This window comes from Citrobacter sp. Cpo071, from assembly GCF_030332765.1.
GTDB classification, from domain to species: domain Bacteria; phylum Pseudomonadota; class Gammaproteobacteria; order Enterobacterales; family Enterobacteriaceae; genus Citrobacter; species Citrobacter portucalensis.
The window spans coordinates 402,281-425,140 of record NZ_JAOWHE010000087.1 but is presented as its reverse complement, the minus strand read 5'-3'; the positions used below and the strand labels follow the sequence as shown (position 1 = coordinate 425,140).

The 22,860-nt window shown below is 52.9% G+C and carries 22 protein-coding genes; 20 read left to right on the top strand and 2 right to left on the bottom strand.

What is annotated here, in order from left to right:
- Positions 1 to 27 precede the first annotated feature (27 nt).
- The 9 genes from OGY09_RS24835 to rihA all read left to right on the top strand — a co-directional run bounded on the left by OGY09_RS24835 (position 28) and on the right by rihA (position 8,780).
- A complete protein-coding gene (locus tag OGY09_RS24835; RefSeq protein ID WP_003022776.1) occupies positions 28 to 1,074 on the top strand; it encodes a PhoH family protein in 1,047 nt (348 codons plus the stop codon).
- Positions 1,071 to 1,538, top strand: a complete 468-nt coding sequence (gene ybeY, locus OGY09_RS24830; RefSeq protein WP_003831323.1) for an rRNA maturation RNase YbeY — start codon at positions 1,071 to 1,073, stop codon at positions 1,536 to 1,538. Before OGY09_RS24835 ends, ybeY begins: the two co-directional genes overlap by 4 nt.
- A gap of 129 nt (positions 1,539 to 1,667) precedes the next feature.
- Positions 1,668 to 2,546: a CNNM family magnesium/cobalt transport protein CorC gene (corC, locus tag OGY09_RS24825; RefSeq protein ID WP_003022770.1), complete on the top strand. Its 879-nt coding sequence runs from the start codon at positions 1,668 to 1,670 to the stop codon at positions 2,544 to 2,546.
- Between the two features lie 24 nt (positions 2,547 to 2,570).
- Entirely contained in the window at positions 2,571 to 4,109 is a 1,539-nt protein-coding gene (gene lnt, locus OGY09_RS24820) for an apolipoprotein N-acyltransferase (protein WP_032942693.1), read from the top strand.
- Positions 4,110 to 4,520: 411 nt separating this feature from the next.
- Complete coding sequence (gene gltI / locus OGY09_RS24815; RefSeq protein ID WP_003022762.1) at positions 4,521 to 5,429, top strand: glutamate/aspartate ABC transporter substrate-binding protein GltI; 909 nt, start codon at positions 4,521 to 4,523, stop codon at positions 5,427 to 5,429.
- Positions 5,430 to 5,588: 159 nt separating this feature from the next.
- Entirely contained in the window at positions 5,589 to 6,329 is a 741-nt protein-coding gene (gene gltJ / locus OGY09_RS24810) for a glutamate/aspartate ABC transporter permease GltJ (RefSeq protein ID WP_003831316.1), read from the top strand.
- On the top strand, positions 6,329 to 7,003 hold the full coding sequence (gltK, locus tag OGY09_RS24805) for a glutamate/aspartate ABC transporter permease GltK (protein WP_003831315.1): 675 nt from the start codon (positions 6,329 to 6,331) through the stop codon (positions 7,001 to 7,003). Before gltJ ends, gltK begins: the two co-directional genes overlap by 1 nt.
- The gene (gene gltL / locus OGY09_RS24800) at positions 7,003 to 7,728 is read left to right on the top strand and encodes a glutamate/aspartate ABC transporter ATP-binding protein GltL (protein WP_003022754.1); all 726 of its coding nucleotides are present in this window, start codon (positions 7,003 to 7,005) and stop codon (positions 7,726 to 7,728) included. The genes gltK and gltL overlap by 1 nt, the downstream gene beginning before the upstream one ends.
- A gap of 116 nt (positions 7,729 to 7,844) precedes the next feature.
- Entirely contained in the window at positions 7,845 to 8,780 is a 936-nt protein-coding gene (rihA, locus tag OGY09_RS24795) for a pyrimidine-specific ribonucleoside hydrolase RihA (protein ID WP_032942691.1), read from the top strand.
- Between the two features lie 96 nt (positions 8,781 to 8,876).
- Here the strand turns inward: rihA and OGY09_RS24790 are convergent, their stop codons facing one another.
- On the bottom strand, positions 8,877 to 9,359 hold the full coding sequence (locus tag OGY09_RS24790) for a zinc ribbon-containing protein (RefSeq protein WP_003022748.1): 483 nt from the start codon (positions 9,357 to 9,359) through the stop codon (positions 8,877 to 8,879).
- A 235-nt stretch (positions 9,360 to 9,594) separates the two neighbouring features.
- Here OGY09_RS24790 and leuS point away from each other — a divergent pair, with 235 nt between their 5' ends.
- From leuS to nadD, 4 genes are read left to right on the top strand one after another with little or no spacing between them, the layout of a single operon-like run.
- Complete coding sequence (gene leuS / locus OGY09_RS24785; RefSeq protein ID WP_095533124.1) at positions 9,595 to 12,177, top strand: leucine--tRNA ligase; 2,583 nt, start codon at positions 9,595 to 9,597, stop codon at positions 12,175 to 12,177.
- A 14-nt stretch (positions 12,178 to 12,191) separates the two neighbouring features.
- On the top strand, positions 12,192 to 12,788 hold the full coding sequence (gene lptE, locus OGY09_RS24780; RefSeq protein ID WP_032942688.1) for an LPS assembly lipoprotein LptE: 597 nt from the start codon (positions 12,192 to 12,194) through the stop codon (positions 12,786 to 12,788).
- Positions 12,788 to 13,819, top strand: coding sequence for a DNA polymerase III subunit delta (gene holA / locus OGY09_RS24775; RefSeq protein WP_032942687.1), 1,032 nt, complete (start codon positions 12,788 to 12,790; stop codon positions 13,817 to 13,819). Before lptE ends, holA begins: the two co-directional genes overlap by 1 nt.
- A 1-nt stretch (position 13,820) precedes the next feature.
- On the top strand, positions 13,821 to 14,462 hold the full coding sequence (gene nadD / locus OGY09_RS24770; protein ID WP_100247219.1) for a nicotinate-nucleotide adenylyltransferase: 642 nt from the start codon (positions 13,821 to 13,823) through the stop codon (positions 14,460 to 14,462).
- On the opposite strand, the gene cobD is transcribed toward nadD, so the two are convergent.
- On the bottom strand, positions 14,437 to 15,531 hold the full coding sequence (gene cobD / locus OGY09_RS24765) for a threonine-phosphate decarboxylase CobD (RefSeq protein ID WP_032944338.1): 1,095 nt from the start codon (positions 15,529 to 15,531) through the stop codon (positions 14,437 to 14,439). The two genes, nadD and cobD, sit on opposite strands and share 26 nt — an antisense overlap.
- A gap of 96 nt (positions 15,532 to 15,627) precedes the next feature.
- Between cobD and OGY09_RS24760 the strand changes: the two genes are divergently transcribed.
- The 7 genes from OGY09_RS24760 to dacA all read left to right on the top strand — a co-directional run bounded on the left by OGY09_RS24760 (position 15,628) and on the right by dacA (position 22,803).
- Positions 15,628 to 16,239 carry an adenosylcobalamin/alpha-ribazole phosphatase gene (locus OGY09_RS24760; protein WP_032942684.1) on the top strand — a complete coding sequence of 204 codons (612 nt, stop codon included), beginning with the start codon at positions 15,628 to 15,630 and terminating at the stop codon, positions 16,237 to 16,239.
- Positions 16,240 to 16,493: 254 nt separating this feature from the next.
- Positions 16,494 to 16,811 (top strand): ribosome silencing factor, encoded by a 318-nt coding sequence (gene rsfS / locus OGY09_RS24755; RefSeq protein ID WP_003022728.1) that lies wholly within the window; start codon positions 16,494 to 16,496, stop codon positions 16,809 to 16,811.
- A gap of 3 nt (positions 16,812 to 16,814) precedes the next feature.
- Positions 16,815 to 17,282: a 23S rRNA (pseudouridine(1915)-N(3))-methyltransferase RlmH gene (gene rlmH, locus OGY09_RS24750; RefSeq protein WP_003022725.1), complete on the top strand. Its 468-nt coding sequence runs from the start codon at positions 16,815 to 16,817 to the stop codon at positions 17,280 to 17,282.
- Positions 17,283 to 17,312: 30 nt separating this feature from the next.
- The gene (mrdA, locus tag OGY09_RS24745; RefSeq protein WP_003831292.1) at positions 17,313 to 19,214 is read left to right on the top strand and encodes a peptidoglycan DD-transpeptidase MrdA; all 1,902 of its coding nucleotides are present in this window, start codon (positions 17,313 to 17,315) and stop codon (positions 19,212 to 19,214) included.
- Positions 19,215 to 19,216: 2 nt separating this feature from the next.
- Complete coding sequence (gene mrdB / locus OGY09_RS24740; protein ID WP_003022718.1) at positions 19,217 to 20,329, top strand: peptidoglycan glycosyltransferase MrdB; 1,113 nt, start codon at positions 19,217 to 19,219, stop codon at positions 20,327 to 20,329.
- A gap of 10 nt (positions 20,330 to 20,339) precedes the next feature.
- Positions 20,340 to 21,449: an endolytic peptidoglycan transglycosylase RlpA gene (gene rlpA / locus OGY09_RS24735; protein ID WP_032942683.1), complete on the top strand. Its 1,110-nt coding sequence runs from the start codon at positions 20,340 to 20,342 to the stop codon at positions 21,447 to 21,449.
- Between the two features lie 142 nt (positions 21,450 to 21,591).
- A complete protein-coding gene (dacA, locus tag OGY09_RS24730) occupies positions 21,592 to 22,803 on the top strand; it encodes a D-alanyl-D-alanine carboxypeptidase DacA (protein ID WP_003022711.1) in 1,212 nt (403 codons plus the stop codon).
- Positions 22,804 to 22,860: the final 57 nt, after the last annotated feature.

The window sequence follows — 22,860 nt, the reverse complement described above, 5'->3', positions numbered from 1 at the left end:
CGGCGAGACATGCATAAGAGGAACAGTTTGAACATAGACACTCGCGAAATCACCCTTGAACCCGCAGACAACGCCCGCCTGTTGAGCCTTTGCGGCCCATTTGATGACAACATCAAACAGCTGGAACGTCGCCTCGGCATCGAAATTAACCGCCGTGATAACCACTTTAAACTGACCGGTCGTCCAATTTGCGTCACCGCTGCGGCAGATATTTTACGTAGCCTGTACGTCGATACCGCCCCAATGCGCGGTCAGACGCAGGACATCGAGCCTGAACAAATTCATCTGGCGATCAAAGAAGCGCGAGTGCTTGAGCAAAGCGCAGACAGCGTGCCTGAATTTGGCAAAGCGGTGAACATCAAAACCAAGCGTGGAGTAATTAAGCCGCGCACGCCGAACCAGGCACAGTACATTGCGAATATCCTCGACCACGACATCACATTTGGCGTTGGCCCTGCGGGTACGGGTAAAACGTATCTCGCGGTTGCCGCTGCGGTTGATGCGCTTGAGCGTCAGGAGATCCGTCGCATTCTGCTGACCCGTCCGGCAGTGGAAGCGGGCGAAAAACTGGGATTCCTGCCAGGAGATCTCAGCCAGAAAGTCGATCCGTATTTACGACCGCTGTATGACGCGCTTTTCGAAATGCTCGGCTTTGAAAAGGTTGAAAAGCTGATTGAGCGTAACGTCATTGAAGTTGCGCCACTGGCCTATATGCGCGGTCGTACGTTGAACGATGCGTTCATCATTCTTGATGAAAGCCAGAACACCACCATCGAACAGATGAAAATGTTCCTGACCCGTATCGGCTTTAACTCCAAAGCGGTCATCACTGGCGATATCACCCAGATTGACCTGCCGCGTAGCACCAAATCCGGTCTGCGTCATGCCATTGAAGTGTTGGCTGAAGTCGACGAAATTAGTTTTAATTTCTTCCATAGCGAAGACGTGGTGCGCCACCCGGTGGTTGCCCGTATCGTCACGGCGTATGAAGCCTGGGAAGAAGCAGAACAGAAACGCAAAGCCGAGCAGGCTGCAGAACGCAAGCGCGAAGCTCAGGAGCAGGAACAAAAATGAGTCAGGTTATCCTCGATTTACAGCTGGCATGTGAAGACGAATCCGGTCTGCCAACAGAAAGTCAGTTTCAGGGCTGGCTGGATGCGGTGATCCCGCAGTTTCAGGAAGAGTCTGAAGTGACGATTCGTCTGGTCGATGACGCGGAAAGCCACGACCTGAACCTGACCTATCGCGGGAAAGATAAATCCACCAACGTGCTCTCTTTCCCGTTTGAGGCTCCGCCGGGCATTGAGATGCCGCTGCTGGGCGATTTGATCATCTGCCGTCAGGTGGTTGAGAAAGAAGCGCAGGAGCAAGGCAAACCGCTTGAGGCCCACTGGGCGCACATGGTGGTGCACGGTAGCCTGCATTTACTCGGCTACGACCATATTGAAGACGATGAAGCGGAAGAGATGGAATCCCTCGAAACAGAGATTATGCTTGCTCTGGGCTATGAGGATCCGTACATTGCCGAGAAAGAGTAAGCATTTCGACATCTTGTAGGCCTGATAAGGCCTACAAGGTTTGAAGTACAATGAAGAGATATGCCGTCAACAGCTGAGTAAACGCATGACGCGCTTTGTATTAACTAACATGAGAACCCATACGACGCCATGAGCGACGACAATTCACACAGTAGTGACACCTTAAACAGCAAAAAGGGATTTTTTTCCCTGTTACTGAGCCAACTTTTCCACGGTGAACCGAAAAACCGCGACGAACTGTTGGAGCTGATCCGTGATTCCGGGCAAAACGACCTTATCGATGAAGATACGCGCGATATGCTCGAAGGGGTAATGGATATTGCGGACCAACGCGTTCGCGACATCATGATCCCTCGCTCCCAGATGATTACCCTGAAACGCAACCAAACTCTGGACGAATGCCTCGATGTCATTATCGAGTCTGCCCACTCGCGTTTCCCGGTAATTAGCGAAGACAAGGATCACATTGAAGGGATTCTGATGGCCAAAGATCTGCTGCCATTTATGCGTAGCGATGCCGAAGCCTTCAGCATGGAGAAAGTGTTACGCCAGGCGGTTGTCGTCCCTGAAAGCAAGCGGGTTGACCGCATGCTGAAAGAGTTCCGCTCCCAGCGTTATCATATGGCTATCGTCATCGACGAGTTTGGCGGTGTCTCAGGTCTGGTGACTATTGAGGACATCCTTGAACTGATTGTCGGTGAAATTGAAGATGAGTACGACGAAGAAGACGATATTGATTTCCGTCAGCTCAGTCGCCACACCTGGACTATTCGCGCGCTGGCGCCAATTGAAGACTTCAACGAAGCTTTCGGCACGCATTTCAGCGATGAAGAAGTGGATACCATTGGCGGGTTGGTCATGCAGGCCTTCGGTCATCTGCCCGCGCGTGGAGAGACCATCGACATTGATGGTTACCAGTTCAAAGTGGCAATGGCCGACAGCCGTCGTATTATTCAGGTTCATGTCAGAATTCCGGACGACTCACCCCAGCCCAAACTGGACGAATAAACCCGAAACTGGATCTAAGACTACATGGCATTTGCCCCTTTAATTGAACGCCAGCGCATTCGCCTGCTGCTGGCGTTATTATTCGGTGCCTGCGGGACACTGGCTTTCTCACCGTATGACATCTGGCCCGCTGCGATTGTTTCGCTGATGGGTCTGCAGGCTCTCACCTTCAACCGCCGTCCGCTCCAGTCTGCCGCTATCGGCTACTTCTGGGGACTGGGACTGTTTGGCTCAGGCATCAACTGGGTTTACGTCAGTATCGCGCAGTTTGGCGGTATGCCGGGCCCCGTTAACGTCTTCCTCGTGGTTCTGCTTGCTGCTTACCTTTCCCTCTACACTGGCCTGTTTGCCGGCGTTTTGGCGCGTCTGTGGCCGAAAACTACCTGGATACGTGTAGCGATTGCCGCGCCGGTAGTCTGGCAAATCACTGAATTTCTACGCGGCTGGGTACTGACCGGTTTTCCGTGGCTGCAGTTCGGCTACAGCCAGATCGACGGTCCGTTAAAAGGGCTGGCGCCGGTAATGGGCGTTGAGGCGATAAACTTCCTGCTGATGATGGTTAGCGGCCTGCTGGCACTTGCACTGGTAACGCGTAACTGGAAGCTGCTGGCTGCCGCCGTGGTGCTTTTCGCTCTGCCCTTCCCGCTACGTTATATTCAGTGGTACACGCTGGAGCCGGAAAAAACCACCCAGGTCTCGATGGTGCAGGGTGACATCCCGCAGTCGCTCAAATGGGATGAAGGCCAGTTACTCAACACCCTGAAGATTTATCTCGACGCCACCCAGCCTGAGATGGGCAAATCACAGCTCATCATCTGGCCAGAATCCGCTATTCCGGACCTGGAAATTAACCAGCAGCGTTTTCTGAGCATGATGGATGACCTGCTGAAATCGAAAAACAGCACGCTGATTACCGGTATTGTAGACGCGCGTCTGAACAAGCAGAATCGTTACGACACCTACAACACCATCATCACACTGGGTAAAGACAGCCCATACAGCTACGACTCCAGCAACCGCTATAACAAAAACCATCTGGTACCGTTTGGCGAGTTTGTCCCGCTGGAATCTATCCTGCGCCCGCTAGCGCCATTCTTTGACCTGCCAATGTCTTCGTTCAGCCGCGGTCCTTATGTACAGCCACAGTTGCATGCACACGGCTTTAAGCTGACCGCTGCCATCTGCTACGAAATCATTCTTGGCGAACAGGTACGGGATAACTTCCGCCCGGATACGGACTACCTGCTGACTATCTCCAACGATGCATGGTTTGGTAAATCTATTGGCCCGTGGCAGCACTTCCAGATGGCGCGTATGCGTTCCCTGGAGCTGGCGCGACCTCTGCTGCGTAGCACCAACAACGGTATTACGGCGGTGATTGGTCCACAGGGCGAAGTTCAGGCGATGATCCCGCAGTTTACCCGTCAGGTGCTGACCACCAGCGTGACGCCAACGACGGGCTTAACCCCTTATGCCCGTACCGGAAACTGGCCGCTCTGGCTGCTAACCGCGCTGTTTGGCTTTGGCGCAGTGGTAATGAGTCTGCGTCAACGTCGTAAGTAAAACAGTGCCCCATCAAATGCAGGCCGGATAAGGCGGTACGCCGCCATCCGGCAGTTGTGCAGCATCGTGCCTGATGGCGCTACGCTTATCAGGCCTACTCCCCCCTCCAAAAGACCATTCTGGCACGTCTATTGCTTTGTTCTACAAGGCAAACGCTGTTTTGGCTGAATGTGCAACCTGGTCGCACCAAAGTTGAGCGCCGGTAGCACCTGAAAAGTGCAACAAGATATTTTTGCCCCCAAATGGTGCGGCGCACTTCGCAAAAATAAACAATAACACAGCAAATTCTTTACATTCATCCAAACTAAATGTTAACAAACACATACAAGACTGCACGTTTTAGTAGCAAACAATAACAACATCACAATGGGTATCAATGCGTCCCTGGCGCAGACGATAAAGGAGTTGGATATGCAATTACGTAAGCTCGCCACTGCCATGCTGGTCATGGGAATGTCCGCCGGTCTGGCGCACGCAGAAGACGCAGCACCAGCGGCAGGCAGCACGCTGGATAAGATCGCCAAAAATGGCGTGATCGTTGTCGGCCACCGTGAATCATCAGTACCGTTTTCTTACTACGATAATCAGCAAAAAGTGGTCGGTTATTCACAGGATTACTCCAACGCGATCGTTGAAGCCGTGAAGAAAAAGCTGAACAAGCCAGATCTGCAGGTGAAACTGATCCCGATTACTTCACAAAACCGTATCCCGCTGCTGCAAAACGGCACCTTCGATTTTGAATGTGGATCCACCACCAACAACGTCGAGCGCCAAAAACAAGCCGCTTTCTCTGACACCATTTTCGTTGTCGGCACCCGTCTGCTGGCGAAAAAAGGCGGCGACGTTAAAGATTTCGCCGATCTGAAAGGTAAAGCCGTAGTCGTGACTTCAGGTACCACCTCCGAAGTTCTGCTGCACAAGCTGAATGAAGAACAAAAAATGGATATGCGCATCATCAGCGCGAAAGACCACGGTGACTCTTTCCGTACTCTGGAAAGCGGTCGCGCCGTTGCCTTTATGATGGATGACGCCCTGCTGGCTGGTGAGCGCGCGAAAGCGAAGAAACCAGACAACTGGGAGATCGTCGGCAAGCCACAGTCTCAGGAAGCCTACGGCTGTATGTTGCGCAAAGATGATCCTGAGTTCAAAAAGCTGATGGACGACACTATCGCCAAGGCGCAAACCTCAGGCGAAGCTGAGAAATGGTTTGATAAGTGGTTTAAAAATCCAATTCCGCCGAAGAACCTGAACATGAATTTCGAACTGTCAGACGAGATGAAAGCTCTGTTCAAAGAACCAAATGATAAAGCGCTTAACTAACTAAAATAAATGGGAGGCTTCCCCTCCCTCTCGATTGTTACTCGGCACGGACAGACTATAAGCCTGATGGTCGTTCCCCATCAGGCCTGAAAACCGCAAAACGCCGAATAACAATCTTCGAGGGTAGCGCTGCTACCCTTTTTTTTCTGGAGTAGATTTATGTCTATAGACTGGAACTGGGGTATTTTTTTACAACAAGCCCCGTTCGGCAACACCACCTATCTCGGCTGGCTCTGGAGTGGTTTCCAGGTCACTGTCGCGTTATCCATCACCGCCTGGATTATCGCTTTCCTCATAGGCTCTTTATTCGGCATCTTACGTACCGTTCCAAATCGTTTCCTTTCTGGGATCGGCACGCTGTACGTTGAGCTATTTCGTAACGTTCCGCTCATCGTCCAGTTTTTTACCTGGTATCTGGTTATTCCGGAACTGCTGCCGGAAAACATTGGGATGTGGTTCAAGGCTGAGTTGGATCCCAACATCCAGTTCTTCCTCTCATCAATGCTTTGTCTGGGGCTGTTTACCGCCGCGCGCGTCTGCGAACAGGTTCGCGCCGCAATTCAGTCTCTGCCTCGTGGGCAGAAAAACGCCGCACTAGCGATGGGGCTGACGCTACCGCAGGCCTACCGCTATGTGCTGCTGCCAAACGCTTACCGCGTGATTGTTCCGCCAATGACCTCAGAGATGATGAACCTGGTGAAGAACTCCGCGATCGCCTCCACCATCGGCCTGGTCGATATGGCGGCACAGGCCGGCAAACTGCTGGATTACTCCGCCCACGCATGGGAATCATTTACCGCCATCACTCTGGCCTACGTCCTGATTAACGCCGTCATCATGCTGGTGATGAATCTTGTTGAACGTAAAATCCGCCTGCCTGGCAATTTGGGAGGCAAATAATGTACGAATTTGACTGGAGTTCTATCATCCCTTCCCTGCCGTATCTGCTGGATGGGTTAATCATCACGCTGAAAATCACCGTTACGGCGGTAGTCATTGGTATTGTCTGGGGAACCATCCTTGCAGTAATGCGTCTGTCCAGCTTCGCGCCGATTGCCTGGTTTGCGAAAGGCTACGTCAACGTATTTCGTTCTATTCCGCTGGTCATGGTGCTGCTGTGGTTCTACCTGATTGTGCCCGGCTTCCTGCAAAACGTACTGGGTCTGTCGCCAAAAACCGATATTCGCCTGATCTCAGCAATGGTCGCGTTTTCGATGTTTGAAGCCGCGTACTATTCCGAGATTATCCGTGCCGGTATCCAGAGTATTTCTCGTGGGCAATCCAGCGCCGCGCTGGCTCTGGGGATGACCCACTGGCAGTCGATGAAGCTCATTATTCTGCCGCAGGCATTCCGCGCGATGGTACCGCTGCTGCTAACCCAGGGCATCGTACTCTTCCAGGATACCTCGCTGGTCTACGTATTAAGTCTGGCAGACTTCTTCCGTACCGCCTCTACCATTGGCGAGCGTGACGGCACACAGGTTGAAATGATCCTGTTTGCTGGCGCCGTTTATTTTGTATTCAGTCTGAGCGCATCGTTGTTGGTCAGCTATTTGAAGAAAAGGACAGTTTAATGATTACCCTGAAAAATGTTTCTAAATGGTATGGTCACTTTCAGGTGCTGACCGACTGCTCCACGGAAGTGAAAAAAGGGGAAGTGGTTGTGGTCTGCGGCCCGTCAGGTTCAGGTAAATCAACGCTTATCAAAACGGTGAACGGGCTGGAGCCGGTACAACAAGGCGTCATCACCGTTGATGGTACCGTGGTGAATGATAAAAAAACCGATCTGGCCAAACTGCGCTCTCGCGTTGGTATGGTGTTCCAGCACTTTGAACTGTTCCCTCACCTGTCGATCATTGAGAACCTGACTCTGGCGCAGGTAAAAGTGCTCAAGCGCGATAAAAAACCGGCCCGTGACAAAGCGCAAAAGTTACTGGAACGCGTTGGTCTGTCAGCACATGCGGAGAAGTTTCCAGCTCAGCTCTCAGGGGGCCAGCAACAGCGTGTCGCTATCGCCCGGGCGCTGTGCATGGATCCTATCGCCATGCTGTTTGACGAACCGACGTCGGCGCTTGATCCTGAAATGATCAACGAAGTACTGGATGTTATGGTTGAACTGGCCAATGAAGGGATGACCATGATGGTGGTAACCCACGAAATGGGCTTTGCGCGTAAAGTGGCGAACCGGGTGATCTTCATGGATGAAGGGAAAATTGTTGAAGACTCACCGAAAGAAGAGTTTTTCGCTAATCCGAAATCGGACCGTGCCAAAGACTTCCTCGCGAAAATACTGCACTAATCTTGCTGGCGCGCACCTCCATGTGCGCGCCACCTCACGCTTTATCCCTTCGCCTCTCGAAACACATACAGCCCAGCGTTAACCTTGTCACAAAGTCCCACTTACAAGGAGCAACAATGGCACTTCCTATCCTGTTTGATTGCGATCCGGGTCATGACGACGCTATCGCAATTGTGCTCGCCCTCGCCTCACCAGAACTGGATGTGAAAGCGATAACCTCATCAGCCGGTAACCAGACACCAGACAAAACGCTGCGTAACGTGTTGCGCATGTTAACGTTGCTCAACCGTACGGATATACCAGTAGCTGGTGGCGCAGTGAAACCACTAATGCGCGATCTGATTATCGCCGATAACGTTCACGGCGAGAGTGGGCTGGATGGCCCGGCGCTGCCGGAACCCGCTTTTGCGCCACAAGACTGTACCGCCGTGGAACTGATGGCGAAAACCCTGCGTGAAAGCCCGGAACTGATGACCATTGTCTCCACCGGGCCGCAAACTAACGTCGCATTGCTCCTGAATAGCCATCCTGAGCTGCACGCCAAAATCGCCCGTATCGTAATTATGGGTGGTGCGATGGGCCTCGGAAACTGGACGCCCGCCGCCGAGTTCAATATTTTCGTGGATCCTGAAGCCGCTGAAATCGTATTCCAGTCTGGCATTCCAGTGGTGATGGCTGGTCTGGACGTCACGCATAAAGCGCAAATACATCGCGAAGATACCGGACGGTTCCGCGCTATCGGCAATCCCATTTCGACGATCGTGGCAGAACTACTCGACTTCTTCTTTGAATATCACAAAGATGAAAAATGGGGATTCATCGGCGCACCGCTGCATGATCCATGCACCATTGCCTGGCTGCTGAAACCTGAACTGTTTACCACCGTTGAACGCTGGGTCGGCGTGGAAACTCAGGGTAAATATACCCAGGGAATGACCGTGGTGGATTACTACTTCCTGAGCGGCAATAAGCCAAACGCCACCGTAATGGTAGACGTGGATCGCGAAGGGTTTGTCGATTTGCTGGCAGAACGGCTGAAGTTTTACGCCTAATACACGCCGGATGGCGCTAACGCTTATCCGGCCTACAAAATCGTGCAATTTGTAGACCGGATAAGACGCTTTGCGTCGCCATCCGGCAATAAGCGATCACGGCTCAAACGGTCGCCGCTGAAACTGATCGTGTCCGCATTTCGGACACAGCGGCAGCACATCCGGGGTGTAAACCGCTAAATGGAAGTGGCACTTCTCGCAGACCAGATTACCTAATCCGACCACCTCACCGCTGTGATAAACCCCGTGATGACTGAGGTCCTGGAACACCTCGCGCCATTCGAGCTGGGTTTTATCTGTAATATCGGCCAGTTCCTGCCAGATACTCTCCTTGATAACCCGCATAAAGACGCTGTCTGTCTCCTCATCGAGACTTTCTTCATAGCTCAGAGCAAACTCTTCCAGGTCACGTCTGACGGCCCGGGTGAGCTCTTCTACCTCGGTTCGCGTTAACTCCCCGGTCTGCATAACTCGTTGACGCGCCTGCTCCACCAACGCATCAATATCGCGTTCGCCATTACGCAGACGTTCGCTCAGTGAAGCCACCAGTTCACGGTAATATTGAGCAACCTTGTTCATCGCTTCGCCTCCTGGGTCGTTAACTGTCTATAATAATAGACGTTATTTACGCTACGCTTTGCAAGACTGTCCACAGAGTGTGTAAATTCGTGCAAGAATTATCCTTGCGGGAATTCAACGCTGAATGCGCGAAAGGCTGTTTTGGCGCGGGCGTTTGGGCTATGCTATGCGGATCTGAAACACCACATCTAGAGCTACGTTTGTAGCTGTATTGAAAACAGGACCACTGGCTGCCATGCAAGAGCAATACCGCCCGGAAGAGATAGAATCCAAAGTACAGCTTCACTGGGATGAGAAGCGCACATTTGAAGTTACCGAAGACGAGAGCAAAGAGAAGTATTACTGCCTGTCTATGCTTCCCTATCCTTCTGGTCGACTACACATGGGCCACGTACGTAACTACACCATCGGTGACGTGATCGCCCGCTACCAGCGCATGCTGGGCAAAAACGTACTGCAGCCAATTGGCTGGGATGCGTTCGGTCTGCCTGCAGAAGGCGCTGCGGTTAAAAACAATACCGCACCAGCACCGTGGACGTACGACAACATCGCATACATGAAAAACCAGCTCAAAATGCTGGGTTTCGGTTACGACTGGAGCCGTGAGCTGGCGACCTGCACCCCGGAATACTACCGTTGGGAACAGAAATTCTTCACCGAGCTGTACAAAAAAGGCCTGGTGTACAAGAAAACGTCTGCGGTCAACTGGTGCCCGAACGACCAGACCGTACTGGCGAACGAACAGGTTATCGACGGCTGCTGCTGGCGTTGCGATACCAAAGTCGAGCGTAAAGAGATCCCACAGTGGTTCATCAAAATTACCGCTTACGCTGACGAACTGCTGCGTGACCTGGATAACCTGGATCACTGGCCTGACACCGTGAAAACGATGCAGCGCAACTGGATTGGCCGTTCTGAAGGCGTGGAAATCACCTTCGATGTGAACGGTTACGACAACACGCTGACCGTTTACACCACCCGCCCGGACACCTTTATGGGTGCGACCTATCTGGCCGTTGCCGCAGGTCACCCGCTGGCGCAGAAAGCTGCTGCAAATAACCCAGAACTGGCCGCCTTCATTGACGAATGCCGCAATACCAAGGTTGCTGAAGCCGAAATGGCAACCATGGAGAAGAAAGGCGTCGACACGGGCTTTAAAGCCGTTCACCCGCTGACTGGCGAAGAAATCCCCGTTTGGGCAGCAAACTTCGTCCTGATGGAATACGGTACGGGCGCAGTCATGGCCGTTCCGGGCCACGATCAGCGCGATTACGAGTTTGCGACAAAATATGGCCTGACCATCAAACCAGTAATTCTGACCGCTGAAGGCGCAGAGCCGGATCTGTCCGAACAAGCTCTGACCGAAAAAGGCGTGCTGTTTAACTCCGGCGAGTTTGACGGCCTCGACTTCGAAGCTGCCTTCAACGCCATTGCTGACAAGCTGGTAGCCAAAGGCGTGGGTGAGCGTAAAGTGAACTACCGTCTGCGTGACTGGGGTGTTTCCCGTCAGCGTTACTGGGGTGCGCCAATTCCGATGGTGACGTTGGAAGACGGTACCGTTCTGCCGACGCCAGAAGATCAGCTGCCGGTTATTCTGCCGGAAGACGTGGTCATGGACGGCATCACCAGCCCAATCAAAGCCGATCCGGAGTGGGCAAAAACCACCGTTAACGGCATGCCTGCGCTGCGCGAAACCGACACCTTCGATACCTTTATGGAATCCTCCTGGTACTACGCGCGCTACACCTGCCCGCAGTACAACGAAGGGATGCTGGATCCAGAAGCTGCAAACTACTGGCTGCCAGTTGATATCTACATTGGTGGTATTGAACACGCCATCATGCACCTGCTCTACTTCCGCTTCTTCCACAAGCTGATGCGCGATGCGGGCATGGTCAACTCTGACGAACCGGCCAAACAGCTGCTGTGCCAGGGTATGGTGTTGGCTGATGCGTTCTATTACGTTGGTGCAAACGGCGAGCGTAACTGGGTTTCTCCGGTTGATGCCATCGTTGAGCGCGACGAAAAAGGTCGTATCGTCAAAGCTCAGGACGCAGAAGGCCATGAACTGGTCTATACCGGCATGAGCAAAATGTCCAAGTCGAAAAATAACGGTATCGACCCGCAGGTCATGGTTGAACGTTACGGCGCTGACACGGTACGTCTGTTCATGATGTTCGCTTCTCCGGCTGATATGACGCTGGAATGGCAGGAATCCGGCGTTGAAGGGGCGAACCGCTTCCTGAAACGTGTATGGAAGCTGGTTTACGAACATACTTCCAAAGGCGATGTTGCTGCCCTGAACGTTGATGCGTTGAGCGAAGACCAAAAAGCGCTGCGTCGCGACGTACATAAAACCATTGCTAAAGTTACCGATGATATCGGTCGTCGTCAGACCTTTAACACCGCAATTGCGGCGATTATGGAGCTGATGAACAAGCTGGCGAAAGCACCGCAGGAAGACGAACAAGACAGAGCCCTGATGCAGGAAGCGTTACTGGCCGTCGTTCGCATGCTGAATCCGTTCACCCCACACGTTTGCTTCACGATGTGGGAAGCACTGAAAGGCGAAGGCGATATCGACAACGCACCGTGGCCGGTGGCGGACGAAGCCGCAATGGTTGAAGACTCGACGCTGGTTGTTGTTCAGGTGAACGGTAAGGTCCGTGGCAAAATTACCGTTCCGGTAAATGCGACAGAAGAACAGGTTCGTGAACGTGCTGGCCAGGAGCACCTGGTGGCAAAATATCTTGATGGCGTTACCGTACGTAAAGTGATTTATGTACCAGGTAAACTCCTCAATCTGGTCGTTGGCTAAGCGCGGGAGGAAGCGTGCGACTTCTGACAACATTGTTGTTATCTCTGGCGGTGCTTGTCACCGCCGGGTGTGGCTGGCATCTGCGTAATACTACGCAGGTTCCACCCTCAATGAAAACCATGATCCTGAACTCTGGTGATCCGAACGGCCCATTAAGCCGCGCGGTTCGTAATCAGCTGCGCCTGAACGGCGTTACGCTGCTTGAAGACGGTACAATGCGTAAAGATGTGACGTCCTTACGTCTTGGCGCAGTCAGCATTTCGCAGGATACGGCGTCGGTATTCCAGAACGGTCAAACGGCTGAATACCAGATGGTGATGTCCGTAAGTGCTACTGTGCTGATTCCAGGTCATGATATTTATCCAATCAGCGCCAAAGTTTATCGTTCGTTCTTTGACAACCCACAGGCTGCACTGGCGAAGGATAACGAGCAAGAGATGATCATCAAAGAGATGTATGACAAAGCGGCTGAACAGTTAATTCGTAAGCTGCCAAGCGTACATCTGGCCGATACTCTGTCATCCAATGCTGATGATGCTAAGCCAGCGGCGACAAAAGCCGCAGAGCCTGCGTCATCTCCGGCGCGTGTTTCCACCACGCTGGGTAACTGATGCTCAAGTTGTACCCTGAACAACTCCGCGCACAGCTCAATGAAGGGCTGCGCGCGGCGTATTTGCTCTTAGGTAACGATCCTCTCTTGTTGCAGGAAAGCCAGGACGCTATCCGTCAGGCTGCCGCCACACAAGGGTTCGAAGAACACCACGCTTTCACCCTGGACAATAGCACCGACTGGGGAGAGATTTTTTCACTCTGCCAGGCAATGAGCCTGTTTGCCAGCCGTCAAACCCTACTTTTGCAGTTGCCTGAAAATGGCCCCAATGCCGCCATTAACGAACAGCTCGCTTCACTCGTCACACTGCTACATGACGACCTGCTGCTGATCGTTCGCGGCAACAAACTGACTAAAGCGCAGGAAAACGCCGCATGGTATACCGGACTTGCCAATAATGCGGTACAGGTAAGCTGCCAGACGCCGGAGCAAGCACAGCTTCCTCGTTGGGTCGCCGCCAGAGCGAAGCTTAACAATCTACAACTGGATGACGCAGCCAATCAGCTGTTGTGCTATTGCTATGAAGGTAATCTGTTAGCGCTGGCGCAAGCGCTGGAACGGCTAGCATTGCTTTGGCCTGATGGCAAACTAACGCTGCCTCGCGTGGAGAAAGCCGTTAACGATGCCGCGCACTTTACCCCGTTCCATTGGGTGGATGCGCTGCTGATGGGCAAAAGCAAACGCGCGCTGCACATTCTGCAACAGTTACGCCTGGAAGGCAGTGAGCCAGTTATTTTGTTGCGTACGATACAGCGCGAATTACTGCTGTTGGTCAACTTAAAACGGCAGTCAGCCCATACGCCTTTGCGCACGTTGTTTGATAAACACCGGGTGTGGCAAAATCGCCGGGGTATGATGGGAGACGCGCTAAACCGGCTGAATCCTGCGCAGTTGCGTCAGGCTGTAACGCTGTTAACGCGTACTGAAATTACGCTTAAACAAGACTATGGTCAGTCAGTGTGGGCGGAACTTGAGGGGCTTTCCCTGTTGCTCTGCCATAAATCGCTGGCCGATGTTTTTATTGATGGTTGATATGAAATCATTGCAGGCTCTGTTCGGTGGCACCTTTGATCCGGTGCATTATGGTCATCTTAAACCGGTTGAAATTCTGGCGAATCTGATTGGCCTTTCCCGGGTCATTATCATGCCCAATAACGTGCCGCCGCATCGTGCGCAACCCGAAGCGTCCGGCGAACAACGTCAACGCATGGTTGAACTGGCCATTGCCGATAAGCCGCTGTTCTCCCTTGATGAACGCGAACTGAAACGCGATACCGCCTCCTACACCGCGCAAACGCTCAAAGAGTGGCGCGAGGAGCAAGGACCGGACGTGCCATTAGCGTTTATTATTGGCCAGGACTCACTGCTTACCTTTCCGTCCTGGCATGACTACGACACGATTCTGGGTAACACCCACCTCATTGTCTGCCGACGTCCGGGCTATCCGCTCGAAATGGCGCAGGAAAAGCACCAGCAGTGGCTGGAGGATCATCTGACCCATTCGCCAGATGACCTGCACAACTTGCCTTGCGGGAAAATTTATCTGGCTGAAACGCCGTGGTTTAACATCTCCGCCACGCTCATCCGTGAGCGTCTGGAAAAAGGCGAGCCGTGCGACGACCTGATGCCAGCTGCAGTGCTTGACTATATCAATCAGCAGGGGTTGTACCGCTAAGCACCTTGCGTAGAGCCGCTAACAGGCGGTTATTCTCTTCCTGGCTGCGAACGGCTACCCGATAATAGCGCGCATCCAGCCCCGGATAATTAGCACAACTGCGAATCAAAACATGTTGTTCCAGCATTGCGCGTTGCAGATCAAAATCCGCCCGCTCGCAGCGCAATAAGCGATAATTTGCCCTGCCAGGATACACCGTCAGGCCGGGCAGTTCTTTCAACTGCCGATCAAACCTCGCGCCCTCTTGCTCCAGCCACTTCCATGTTGCCTGCTGATATGCGCTGTCGTGTAAAATAATCTCGCCTGCCAGTGCAGCAAATGCGTTAATTGACCACGGCATTTGTCGACGGCGCATCTGTGCCACAGCCTGTTCATTACTGTTGACCAGATACCCTAACCGCAGCCCCGGTATCGCATAGAACTTGGTTAGCGAGCGCAGCACCCAAATATGCGGGTTATCCCGAAGCAGCGGAATAAACCCCTGCTCCCCGGCAATAAAATCGATAAACGCTTCATCAAGGATCAGATTGATCCCAAGCAACTCACAACGCGCGGCTATTTCGCGCAGCAGGCGGTTATCGGGCAGCAAGCCAGTGGGATTGTTGGGCGTACAGAGAAACAGGCAGTCCAGCTCTGAGGTTAACGCATCGAGGATTACATCGGTAAGCTGCCAGCCATCGTCTTCGCGCAGCGCAAACTCATGGATCGTACAGTCTCCCCATTGCAGCGCCCGACGATATTCAGCAAACCCGGGCGTCACGATCATCGCATGACGTGGTTTAAGTCCTTGCACCAAAGTGAAAATCGACTCAGTCTCGCCGTTTCCGGCAAGTATCCATGAGGCAGGAATCTGATGATGCTCCGCCAGCGCCGCATGCAATTTAGCGTAATCAACATCCGGGTAACGCTCCGCGCAGTCCAGGTTGTCGACGATCGCGCGTTTTAAACTTGCCGGCATACCCAGCGGATTAATATTCGCGCTAAAATCCAACAATTGTTCAGGCGAGATGCCCAACAGTTCGGCGGCTTCTCGGGTATTGCCACCATGCGCGCTCTTCAATAAAGACATCGTGCCGCTCCACGCAAAAAAAGGTATTTTAGTGAAAAATCTCTGCGCAATCAGGGCAAACATCATGTTTTGTGCGAATAACCTCAAGAGGAAAAAATGAGACTCTGGTTAGTACGTCATGGAGAAACTGAAGCCAATGTTGCTGGTTTATACAGCGGCCACGCCCCCACACCGCTAACGGAACGGGGTATCGCTCAGGCGCAAACACTGGGTACGCTGTTACGCCATGTGCCTGTCGACAACGTTCTGTGCAGCGAGTTGGAACGTGCCCGCCATACAACGCAGTTGATCTTAGGCGATCGTGAGGTCCCTGTGCGCAACATGCCTGAGCTCAATGAGATGTTTTTTGGTGACTGGGAAATGCGCCATCATCGCGATCTGGCGCGAGAAGACGCCGAAAACTACGCCGTGTGGTGTAACGACTGGCAGAATGCGACGCCAACCAATGGTGAAGGCTTTCAGGCGTTTTCCCAGCGCGTGGAACGCTTTATTGCTCAGCTCGCTGATTACAAAACGTGCCAAAACCTGCTGGTGGTGAGCCATCAGGGTGTTCTGAGCGTGTTGATCGCCCGTCTGCTGTCCATGCCGGCTGCAGCAATGTGGCATTTTCGCGTCGAACAAGGTTGCTGGAGCGCAATTGATTTTTGCGACAATTTTGCGGTTCTGAAAGTGCTCAACAGCCGGGCTGTATGGCACGACGGGGAGTGAACGCACTGTTTTTTCTGCCGAAGGGCTTCTCTCCCATTGACACCCCATGACAGGCTGTTATTCTCCGCAACCTGACTTTTCCCGCCCTTCAGAGCTTTGCAGAAATTGTTTTACAAAAATGGCGATGCATTCTGCGGCGTGGGGTGGGATGATAGCGCACTTCAAAAGCGCTTTCGGAGACATTTGTCCCGATATCGCCTCTGGTTCAGGTATACTAACAGACGTTTTTAACTCTTTTCACCCAGGGGGAACACTTGCAGGGTAAAGCACTTCAGGATTTTGTAATCGACAAAATTGATGACCTGAAAGGTCAAGACATCATCGCCTTAGACGTTCAGGGCAAATCCAGCATCACTGATTGCATGATTATCTGCACCGGCACGTCCAGCCGCCATGTAATGTCTATCGCAGACCACGTTGTTCAGGAGTCCCGCACTGCTGGTCTGCTGCCGCTCGGCGTAGAAGGCGAGAACGTTGCAGACTGGATCGTCGTTGACCTCGGTGATGTGATTGTCCACGTGATGCAGGAAGAAAGCCGTCGCCTGTATGAACTGGAAAAACTCTGGAGTTAATGCGTGAAGCTGCAACTTGTCGCTGTGGGTACGAAAATGCCTGACTGGGTGCAAACCGGGTTTACGGAGTATCTCCGTCGGTTTCCGAAAGATATGCCCTTTGAGCTGATCGAAATCCCGGCAGGAAAACGCGGCAAGAACGCGGATATTAAACGCATTCTCGACAAAGAGGGTGAGCAGATGCTGGCTGCCGCAGGCAAAAACCGCATCGTCACCCTTGATATCCCTGGTAAACCCTGGGACACGCCGCAGCTGGCGACTGAACTGGAACGCTGGAAACTGGACGGTCGTGACGTCAGTCTGTTGATTGGCGGGCCGGAAGGTCTCTCTCCTGCCTGTAAAGCGGCAGCGGAACAAAGCTGGTCACTCTCTGCGTTAACCCTTCCTCACCCTCTTGTTCGGGTTCTGGTCGCGGAGAGTCTGTACAGGGCGTGGAGCATCACCACCAACCATCCTTATCACCGTGAGTGATCATTGATTCTTGAGTAGATTAAGCAGCGGATGAAACTACAGAATTCTTTTCGCGACTATTCGGCTGAGTCCGCGCTGTTTGTGCGCCGGGCGCTGGTCGCTTTTTTGGGGATTTTGCTGCTCACCGGCGTGCTGATCGCCAACCTTTATAATCTGCAAATCGTTCGCTTTACTGATTATCAGACCCGCTCGAACGAAAACCGCATCAAACTGGTGCCTATCGCCCCCAGTCGCGGCATCATTTATGACCGTAACGGAATTCCGCTCGCCCTTAACCGCACCATTTATCAGATAGAAATGATGCCGGAAAAGGTCGACAACGTTCAGGATACCCTCGACGCGCTGCGTAACGTCGTAGACCTGACGGACGACGACATTGCCGCCTTTAAAAAAGAGCGCGCCCGTTCACACCGCTTCACCTCCATTCCGGTAAAAACTAACCTCAGTGAAGTGCAGGTGGCACGGTTCGCCGTTAATCAATATCGCTTTCCCGGCGTCGAAGTTAAAGGCTATAAACGCCGCTATTACCCCTACGGCTCTGCGCTGACCCACGTCATTGGCTACGTATCGAAGATCAACGATAAAGACGTGGACCGCCTGGACAAAGACGGCAAGCTGGCCAACTACGCGGCGACGCACGACATCGGTAAATTGGGTATTGAACGCTATTATGAAGACGTACTTCACGGCCAGACGGGTTATGAAGAAGTTGAAGTGAACAACCGTGGCCGCGTCATTCGCCAACTGAAAGAAGTGGCGCCGCAGGCCGGGCACGATATCTATCTCACCCTTGACCTGAAACTCCAGCAGTACATCGAAACGCTGCTGGCGGGCAGTCGTGCCGCGGTGGTAGTCACCGACCCGCGTACCGGTGGCGTTCTCGCACTGGTGTCCATGCCGAGCTACGACCCGAACCTGTTTGTCGATGGTATCTCGAGTAAAGATTACTCCGGGTTGCTCAATGACCCGAATACCCCGTTGGTTAACCGCGCGACTCAGGGTGTCTACCCTCCTGCTTCGACGGTTAAACCTTACGTCGCGGTTTCTGCATTAAGTGCAGGCGTCATCACCCGCAATACTGGTCTGTTCGATCCGGGCTGGTGGCAGTTACCCGGCTCTGAGAAACGCTACCGCGACTGGAAAAAGTGGGGACACGGTCATCTGAACATTACCCGTTCTCTGGAAGAGTCCGCGGATACGTTTTTCTATCAAATCGCCTATGATATGGGGATAGACCGCCTTTCAGAATGGATGAGCAAGTTTGGCTACGGCCAATATACGGGTATCGATCTTGCCGAAGAGCGCGCCGGAAACATGCCAACCCGCGAGTGGAAGCAAAAACGGTTTAAAAAGCCATGGTACCAGGGTGATACCATTCCGGTCGGCATCGGTCAGGGTTACTGGACGGCAACCCCTATCCAGATGAGTAAAGCGCTGATGATCCTTATCAACGACGGTTTGGTAAAAGTCCCGCATCTGCTGATGAGTACGGCAGAAAACGGCAAGCAAGTGCCGTGGATACAGCCACACGAACCACCCGTTGGTGACATTCATTCCGGTTATTGGGAAATCGCAAAAGACGGCATGTACGGTGTAGCCAACCGTCCTAACGGTACTGCACACAAATATTTCGCTGGCGCACCTTACAAAATTGCGGCGAAATCCGGTACTGCACAGGTCTTTGGCCTGAAAGCCAATGAAACCTATAACGCACATAAGATCGCCGAGCGCTTACGTGACCACAAGCTGATGACGGCCTTCGCACCCTATGATAAGCCCCAGGTTGCTGTCGCCATAATCCTTGAAAACGGTGGCGCGGGCCCGGCTGTGGGTACCATTATGCGCCAGATCCTTGACCACATTATGTTGGGCGACAATAACACCAATCTGCCTGCAGAAAACCCCGCGGTTGCAGCAGCGGAGGACCAATAATCGTGACGGATAATCCGAACAAAAAAACATTCTGGGACAAAATCCACATCGATCCCACGATGTTGCTTATTTTGCTGGCGCTGCTGGTTTACAGCTCGCTGGTCATCTGGAGCGCCAGCGGCCAGGATATTGGCATGATGGAGCGCAAGGTCGGTCAGATCGCAATGGGCCTGGTCATCATGGTGGTGATGGCGCAAATCCCGCCCCGAGTTTATGAAGGCTGGGCTCCCTATCTCTACATCTTTTGCATCATTTTGTTGGTGGCGGTAGATGCCTTCGGCGCAATCTCCAAAGGTGCGCAGCGCTGGCTGGATTTGGGGATTGTGCGTTTTCAGCCCTCCGAAATCGCCAAGATTGCCGTGCCGCTGATGGTCGCGCGCTTCATCAACCGTGATGTTTGCCCGCCATCGCTAAAAAATACCGCCATTGCGTTGGTGCTGATATTTATGCCCACCCTGCTGGTGGCCGCCCAGCCAGACCTCGGGACTTCAATTCTGGTCGCCCTTTCCGGCCTGTTTGTTCTGTTCCTTTCTGGTTTGAGCTGGCGTTTAATCGGTGTTGCGGTGGTCCTGGTTGCGGCGTTTATCCCAATACTGTGGTTCTTCCTGATGCATGATTATCAACGTCAGCGCGTCATGATGTTACTCGATCCGGAAACCGATCCGCTGGGTGCGGGTTATCACATCATTCAGTCTAAAATTGCTATTGGCTCCGGCGGTCTACGTGGTAAAGGCTGGCTACACGGTACGCAGTCGCAGCTTGAGTTTTTACCCGAACGTCATACAGATTTTATCTTCGCGGTATTAGCGGAAGAACTGGGTCTGGTAGGGATCTTAATTCTGCTAGCGCTGTACATTTTGCTGATTATGCGCGGATTATGGATCGCTGCCCACGCGCAAACCACCTTTGGTCGCGTCATGGCGGGTGGTTTAATGTTGATATTATTCGTTTATGTCTTCGTAAATATTGGTATGGTGAGCGGTATTCTGCCCGTGGTTGGCGTTCCTCTCCCACTGGTTAGTTACGGGGGCTCGGCACTTATCGTGCTGATGGCTGGGTTCGGGATTGTTATGTCGATCCATACCCATAGAAAAATGTTGTCGAAAAGCGTGTAAGGGGTACGCAATGCGTAAGCAGTGGCTTGGTATCTGCATCGCAGCAGGAATGCTCGCGGCGTGTTCGAGTGATGATGGTCAGCAACAGGGTGCTGTCGCGCCGCAGCCTGCGGTGTGTAATGGTCCGATTGTTGAAATCAGCGGGGCCGATCCGCGCTTTGAACCCCTGAACCCGACGGCGAATCAGGACTATCAGCGTGATGGTAAGAGCTACAAAATCGTCCAGGACCCTTCCCGCTTTAGCCAGGCAGGGCTTGCCGCTATCTATGATGCGGAACCCGGAAGCAACTTAACCGCATCTGGTGAAGCGTTCGACCCGATGCAGTTAACCGCAGCGCATCCGACGCTGCCAGTCCCAAGCTATGCCAGAATAACTAACCTGGCTAATGGCAGGATGATTGTCGTGCGCATTAACGATCGCGGCCCTTATGGCAACGATCGCGTGATTTCACTTTCACGTGCAGCAGCCGACCGTCTGAATACCTCCAACAATACCAAAGTACGTATCGACCCGATCATCGTCGCCCAGGATGGTTCCTTGTCCGGGCCGGGAATGGCTTGTACCACGGTAGCGAAACAAACCTATGCCCTGCCCGCGCGTCCTGATTTAAGCGGCGGTGGCAATATGGGCAGCATGCCTGCGCCATCGGATGCGGGTCAGCCGCAAGGCGATATTCGTCCGATCAGCAATTCCACGTTGAAAAGCGATGATACAACCGGTGCGCCAGTGAACAGCAGTGGATTCCTCGGTGCGCCGACCACACTCGCTGCAGGCGTGCTGGAAGGTAGCGAGCCGACTCCGGCTCCGCAACCGACCACCACCGCACCGGTAACGCCAACCGCGCCAGCAGCAACACCAGCCGCCGTCGCTGCACCTGCGCCAGCGGCAGTAGCCAACGGACGCTACGTGGTTCAGGTTGGCGCAGTCAGCGAGCAGTCGCGTGCGCAGCAGTATCAAAAACGTTTAAGCCAGCAATTTGGCGTCCCAGGTCGGGTGGTACAAAACGGCGCAGTCTGGCGTATCCAGATGGGGCCGTTCGCCAGCAAAGCTGAAGCCTCCACATTGCAGCAGCGTCTTCAAGCCGAGGCGCAATTACAGTCCTTCATCACCGGCGTGTAATAACGTAAATCAGGTATCTGAACTGTCAGTTTCTGTAAATGACATTAACAAAGTCACGCGGAAAGTCAGATGCCTGCCCGTTTTGCATTTGCTATAGTAGGGCACTTTTTTTAATTTCATCACGGACGTCGTAGTTCAGACCATGAAGACCACTTTTTCCGCTCGTTTCGTGCAGCGTATGGCGCTCACCGCGGCTCTCTGCGCAGCTTCTCTCTCTGCTGCCCATGCCGATGACCTGAATATTAAAACCATGATCCCGGGTGTTCCGCAGATCGATGCGGAGTCATATATCCTGATTGATTACAATTCAGGCAAAGTTCTGGCAGAACAGAACGCTGACACTCGCCGCGACCCCGCCAGTCTGACCAAAATGATGACCAGCTACGTCATCGGCCAGGCGATGAAAGCCGGGAAATTCAAAGAAACCGATCTGGTCACCGTCGGCAATGACGCCTGGGCTACAGGTAACCCGGTCTTTAAAGGTTCATCGTTGATGTTCCTGAAGCCAGGAATGCAGGTTCCTGTTTCTCAGCTTATCCGTGGTATCAACCTGCAATCCGGGAATGACGCGTGCGTGGCAATGGCGGACTTCGCCGCCGGTAGCCAGGATGCTTTCGTCGGTCTGATGAACAGCTATGTGAACGCGCTGGGCCTGAAAAACACCCACTTCCAGACCGTTCATGGTCTCGATGCTGACGGTCAATACAGCTCGGCTCGCGACATGGCGATGATTGGTCAGGCGCTGATTCGCGACGTGCCTAACGAATACTCTATCTATAAAGAAAAAGAGTTCACCTTTAACGGCATCCGTCAGTTAAACCGTAACGGCCTGCTGTGGGATAACAGCCTGAATGTCGACGGTATCAAAACCGGTCATACCGACAAGGCTGGCTATAACCTCGTTGCATCCGCAACCGAAGGTCAGATGCGTCTGATCTCCGCCGTCATGGGTGGCCGCACCTATAAAGGTCGTGAAACCGAAAGTAAAAAATTGCTGACCTGGGGCTTCCGTTTCTTTGAAACCGTGAACCCACTGAAAGTCGGTAAAGAGTTTGCTTCAGAGCCCGCCTGGTTTGGTAATACCGATCGTGCATCGTTAGGCGTAGATAAAGATGTCTACCTGACTATTCCGCGCGGCCGCATGAAAGATCTGAAAGCAAGCTATGTGCTGAACACCACAGAACTGCACGCACCGCTGCAGAAAAACCAGGTTGTCGGCACCATCAACTTCCAGCTGGATGGCAAAACCATTGAGCAGCGCCCGCTGGTAGTCCTGCAGGAAATCCCTGAAGGCAACTTCTTTGGGAAAATCATTGATTACATTAAATTAATGTTCCATCACTGGTTTGGCTAAAAATTGAACACTTGAAAGTGTGATTTACGTCCCCATATACTAGGTATCCAGATAACT

Excerpts from the sequence above, each read along its gene's own strand:
- ybeY (WP_003831323.1), top strand. The coding sequence starts at position 1,071 with ATGAGTCAGGTTATCCTCGATTTACAGCTGGCATGTGAAGACGAATCC.
- corC (WP_003022770.1), top strand. The coding sequence starts at position 1,668 with ATGAGCGACGACAATTCACACAGTAGTGACACCTTAAACAGCAAAAAG.
- lnt (WP_032942693.1), top strand. The coding sequence starts at position 2,571 with ATGGCATTTGCCCCTTTAATTGAACGCCAGCGCATTCGCCTGCTGCTG.
- gltI (WP_003022762.1), top strand. The coding sequence starts at position 4,521 with ATGCAATTACGTAAGCTCGCCACTGCCATGCTGGTCATGGGAATGTCC.
- gltJ (WP_003831316.1), top strand. The coding sequence starts at position 5,589 with ATGTCTATAGACTGGAACTGGGGTATTTTTTTACAACAAGCCCCGTTC.
- gltK (WP_003831315.1), top strand. The coding sequence starts at position 6,329 with ATGTACGAATTTGACTGGAGTTCTATCATCCCTTCCCTGCCGTATCTG.
- gltL (WP_003022754.1), top strand. The coding sequence starts at position 7,003 with ATGATTACCCTGAAAAATGTTTCTAAATGGTATGGTCACTTTCAGGTG.
- rihA (WP_032942691.1), top strand. The coding sequence starts at position 7,845 with ATGGCACTTCCTATCCTGTTTGATTGCGATCCGGGTCATGACGACGCT.
- OGY09_RS24790 (WP_003022748.1), bottom strand. The coding sequence starts at position 9,359 with ATGAACAAGGTTGCTCAATATTACCGTGAACTGGTGGCTTCACTGAGC.
- leuS (WP_095533124.1), top strand. The coding sequence starts at position 9,595 with ATGCAAGAGCAATACCGCCCGGAAGAGATAGAATCCAAAGTACAGCTT.
- holA (WP_032942687.1), top strand. The coding sequence starts at position 12,788 with ATGCTCAAGTTGTACCCTGAACAACTCCGCGCACAGCTCAATGAAGGG.
- nadD (WP_100247219.1), top strand. The coding sequence starts at position 13,821 with ATGAAATCATTGCAGGCTCTGTTCGGTGGCACCTTTGATCCGGTGCAT.
- cobD (WP_032944338.1), bottom strand. The coding sequence starts at position 15,531 with ATGTCTTTATTGAAGAGCGCGCATGGTGGCAATACCCGAGAAGCCGCC.
- OGY09_RS24760 (WP_032942684.1), top strand. The coding sequence starts at position 15,628 with ATGAGACTCTGGTTAGTACGTCATGGAGAAACTGAAGCCAATGTTGCT.
- mrdA (WP_003831292.1), top strand. The coding sequence starts at position 17,313 with ATGAAACTACAGAATTCTTTTCGCGACTATTCGGCTGAGTCCGCGCTG.
- rlpA (WP_032942683.1), top strand. The coding sequence starts at position 20,340 with ATGCGTAAGCAGTGGCTTGGTATCTGCATCGCAGCAGGAATGCTCGCG.
- dacA (WP_003022711.1), top strand. The coding sequence starts at position 21,592 with ATGAAGACCACTTTTTCCGCTCGTTTCGTGCAGCGTATGGCGCTCACC.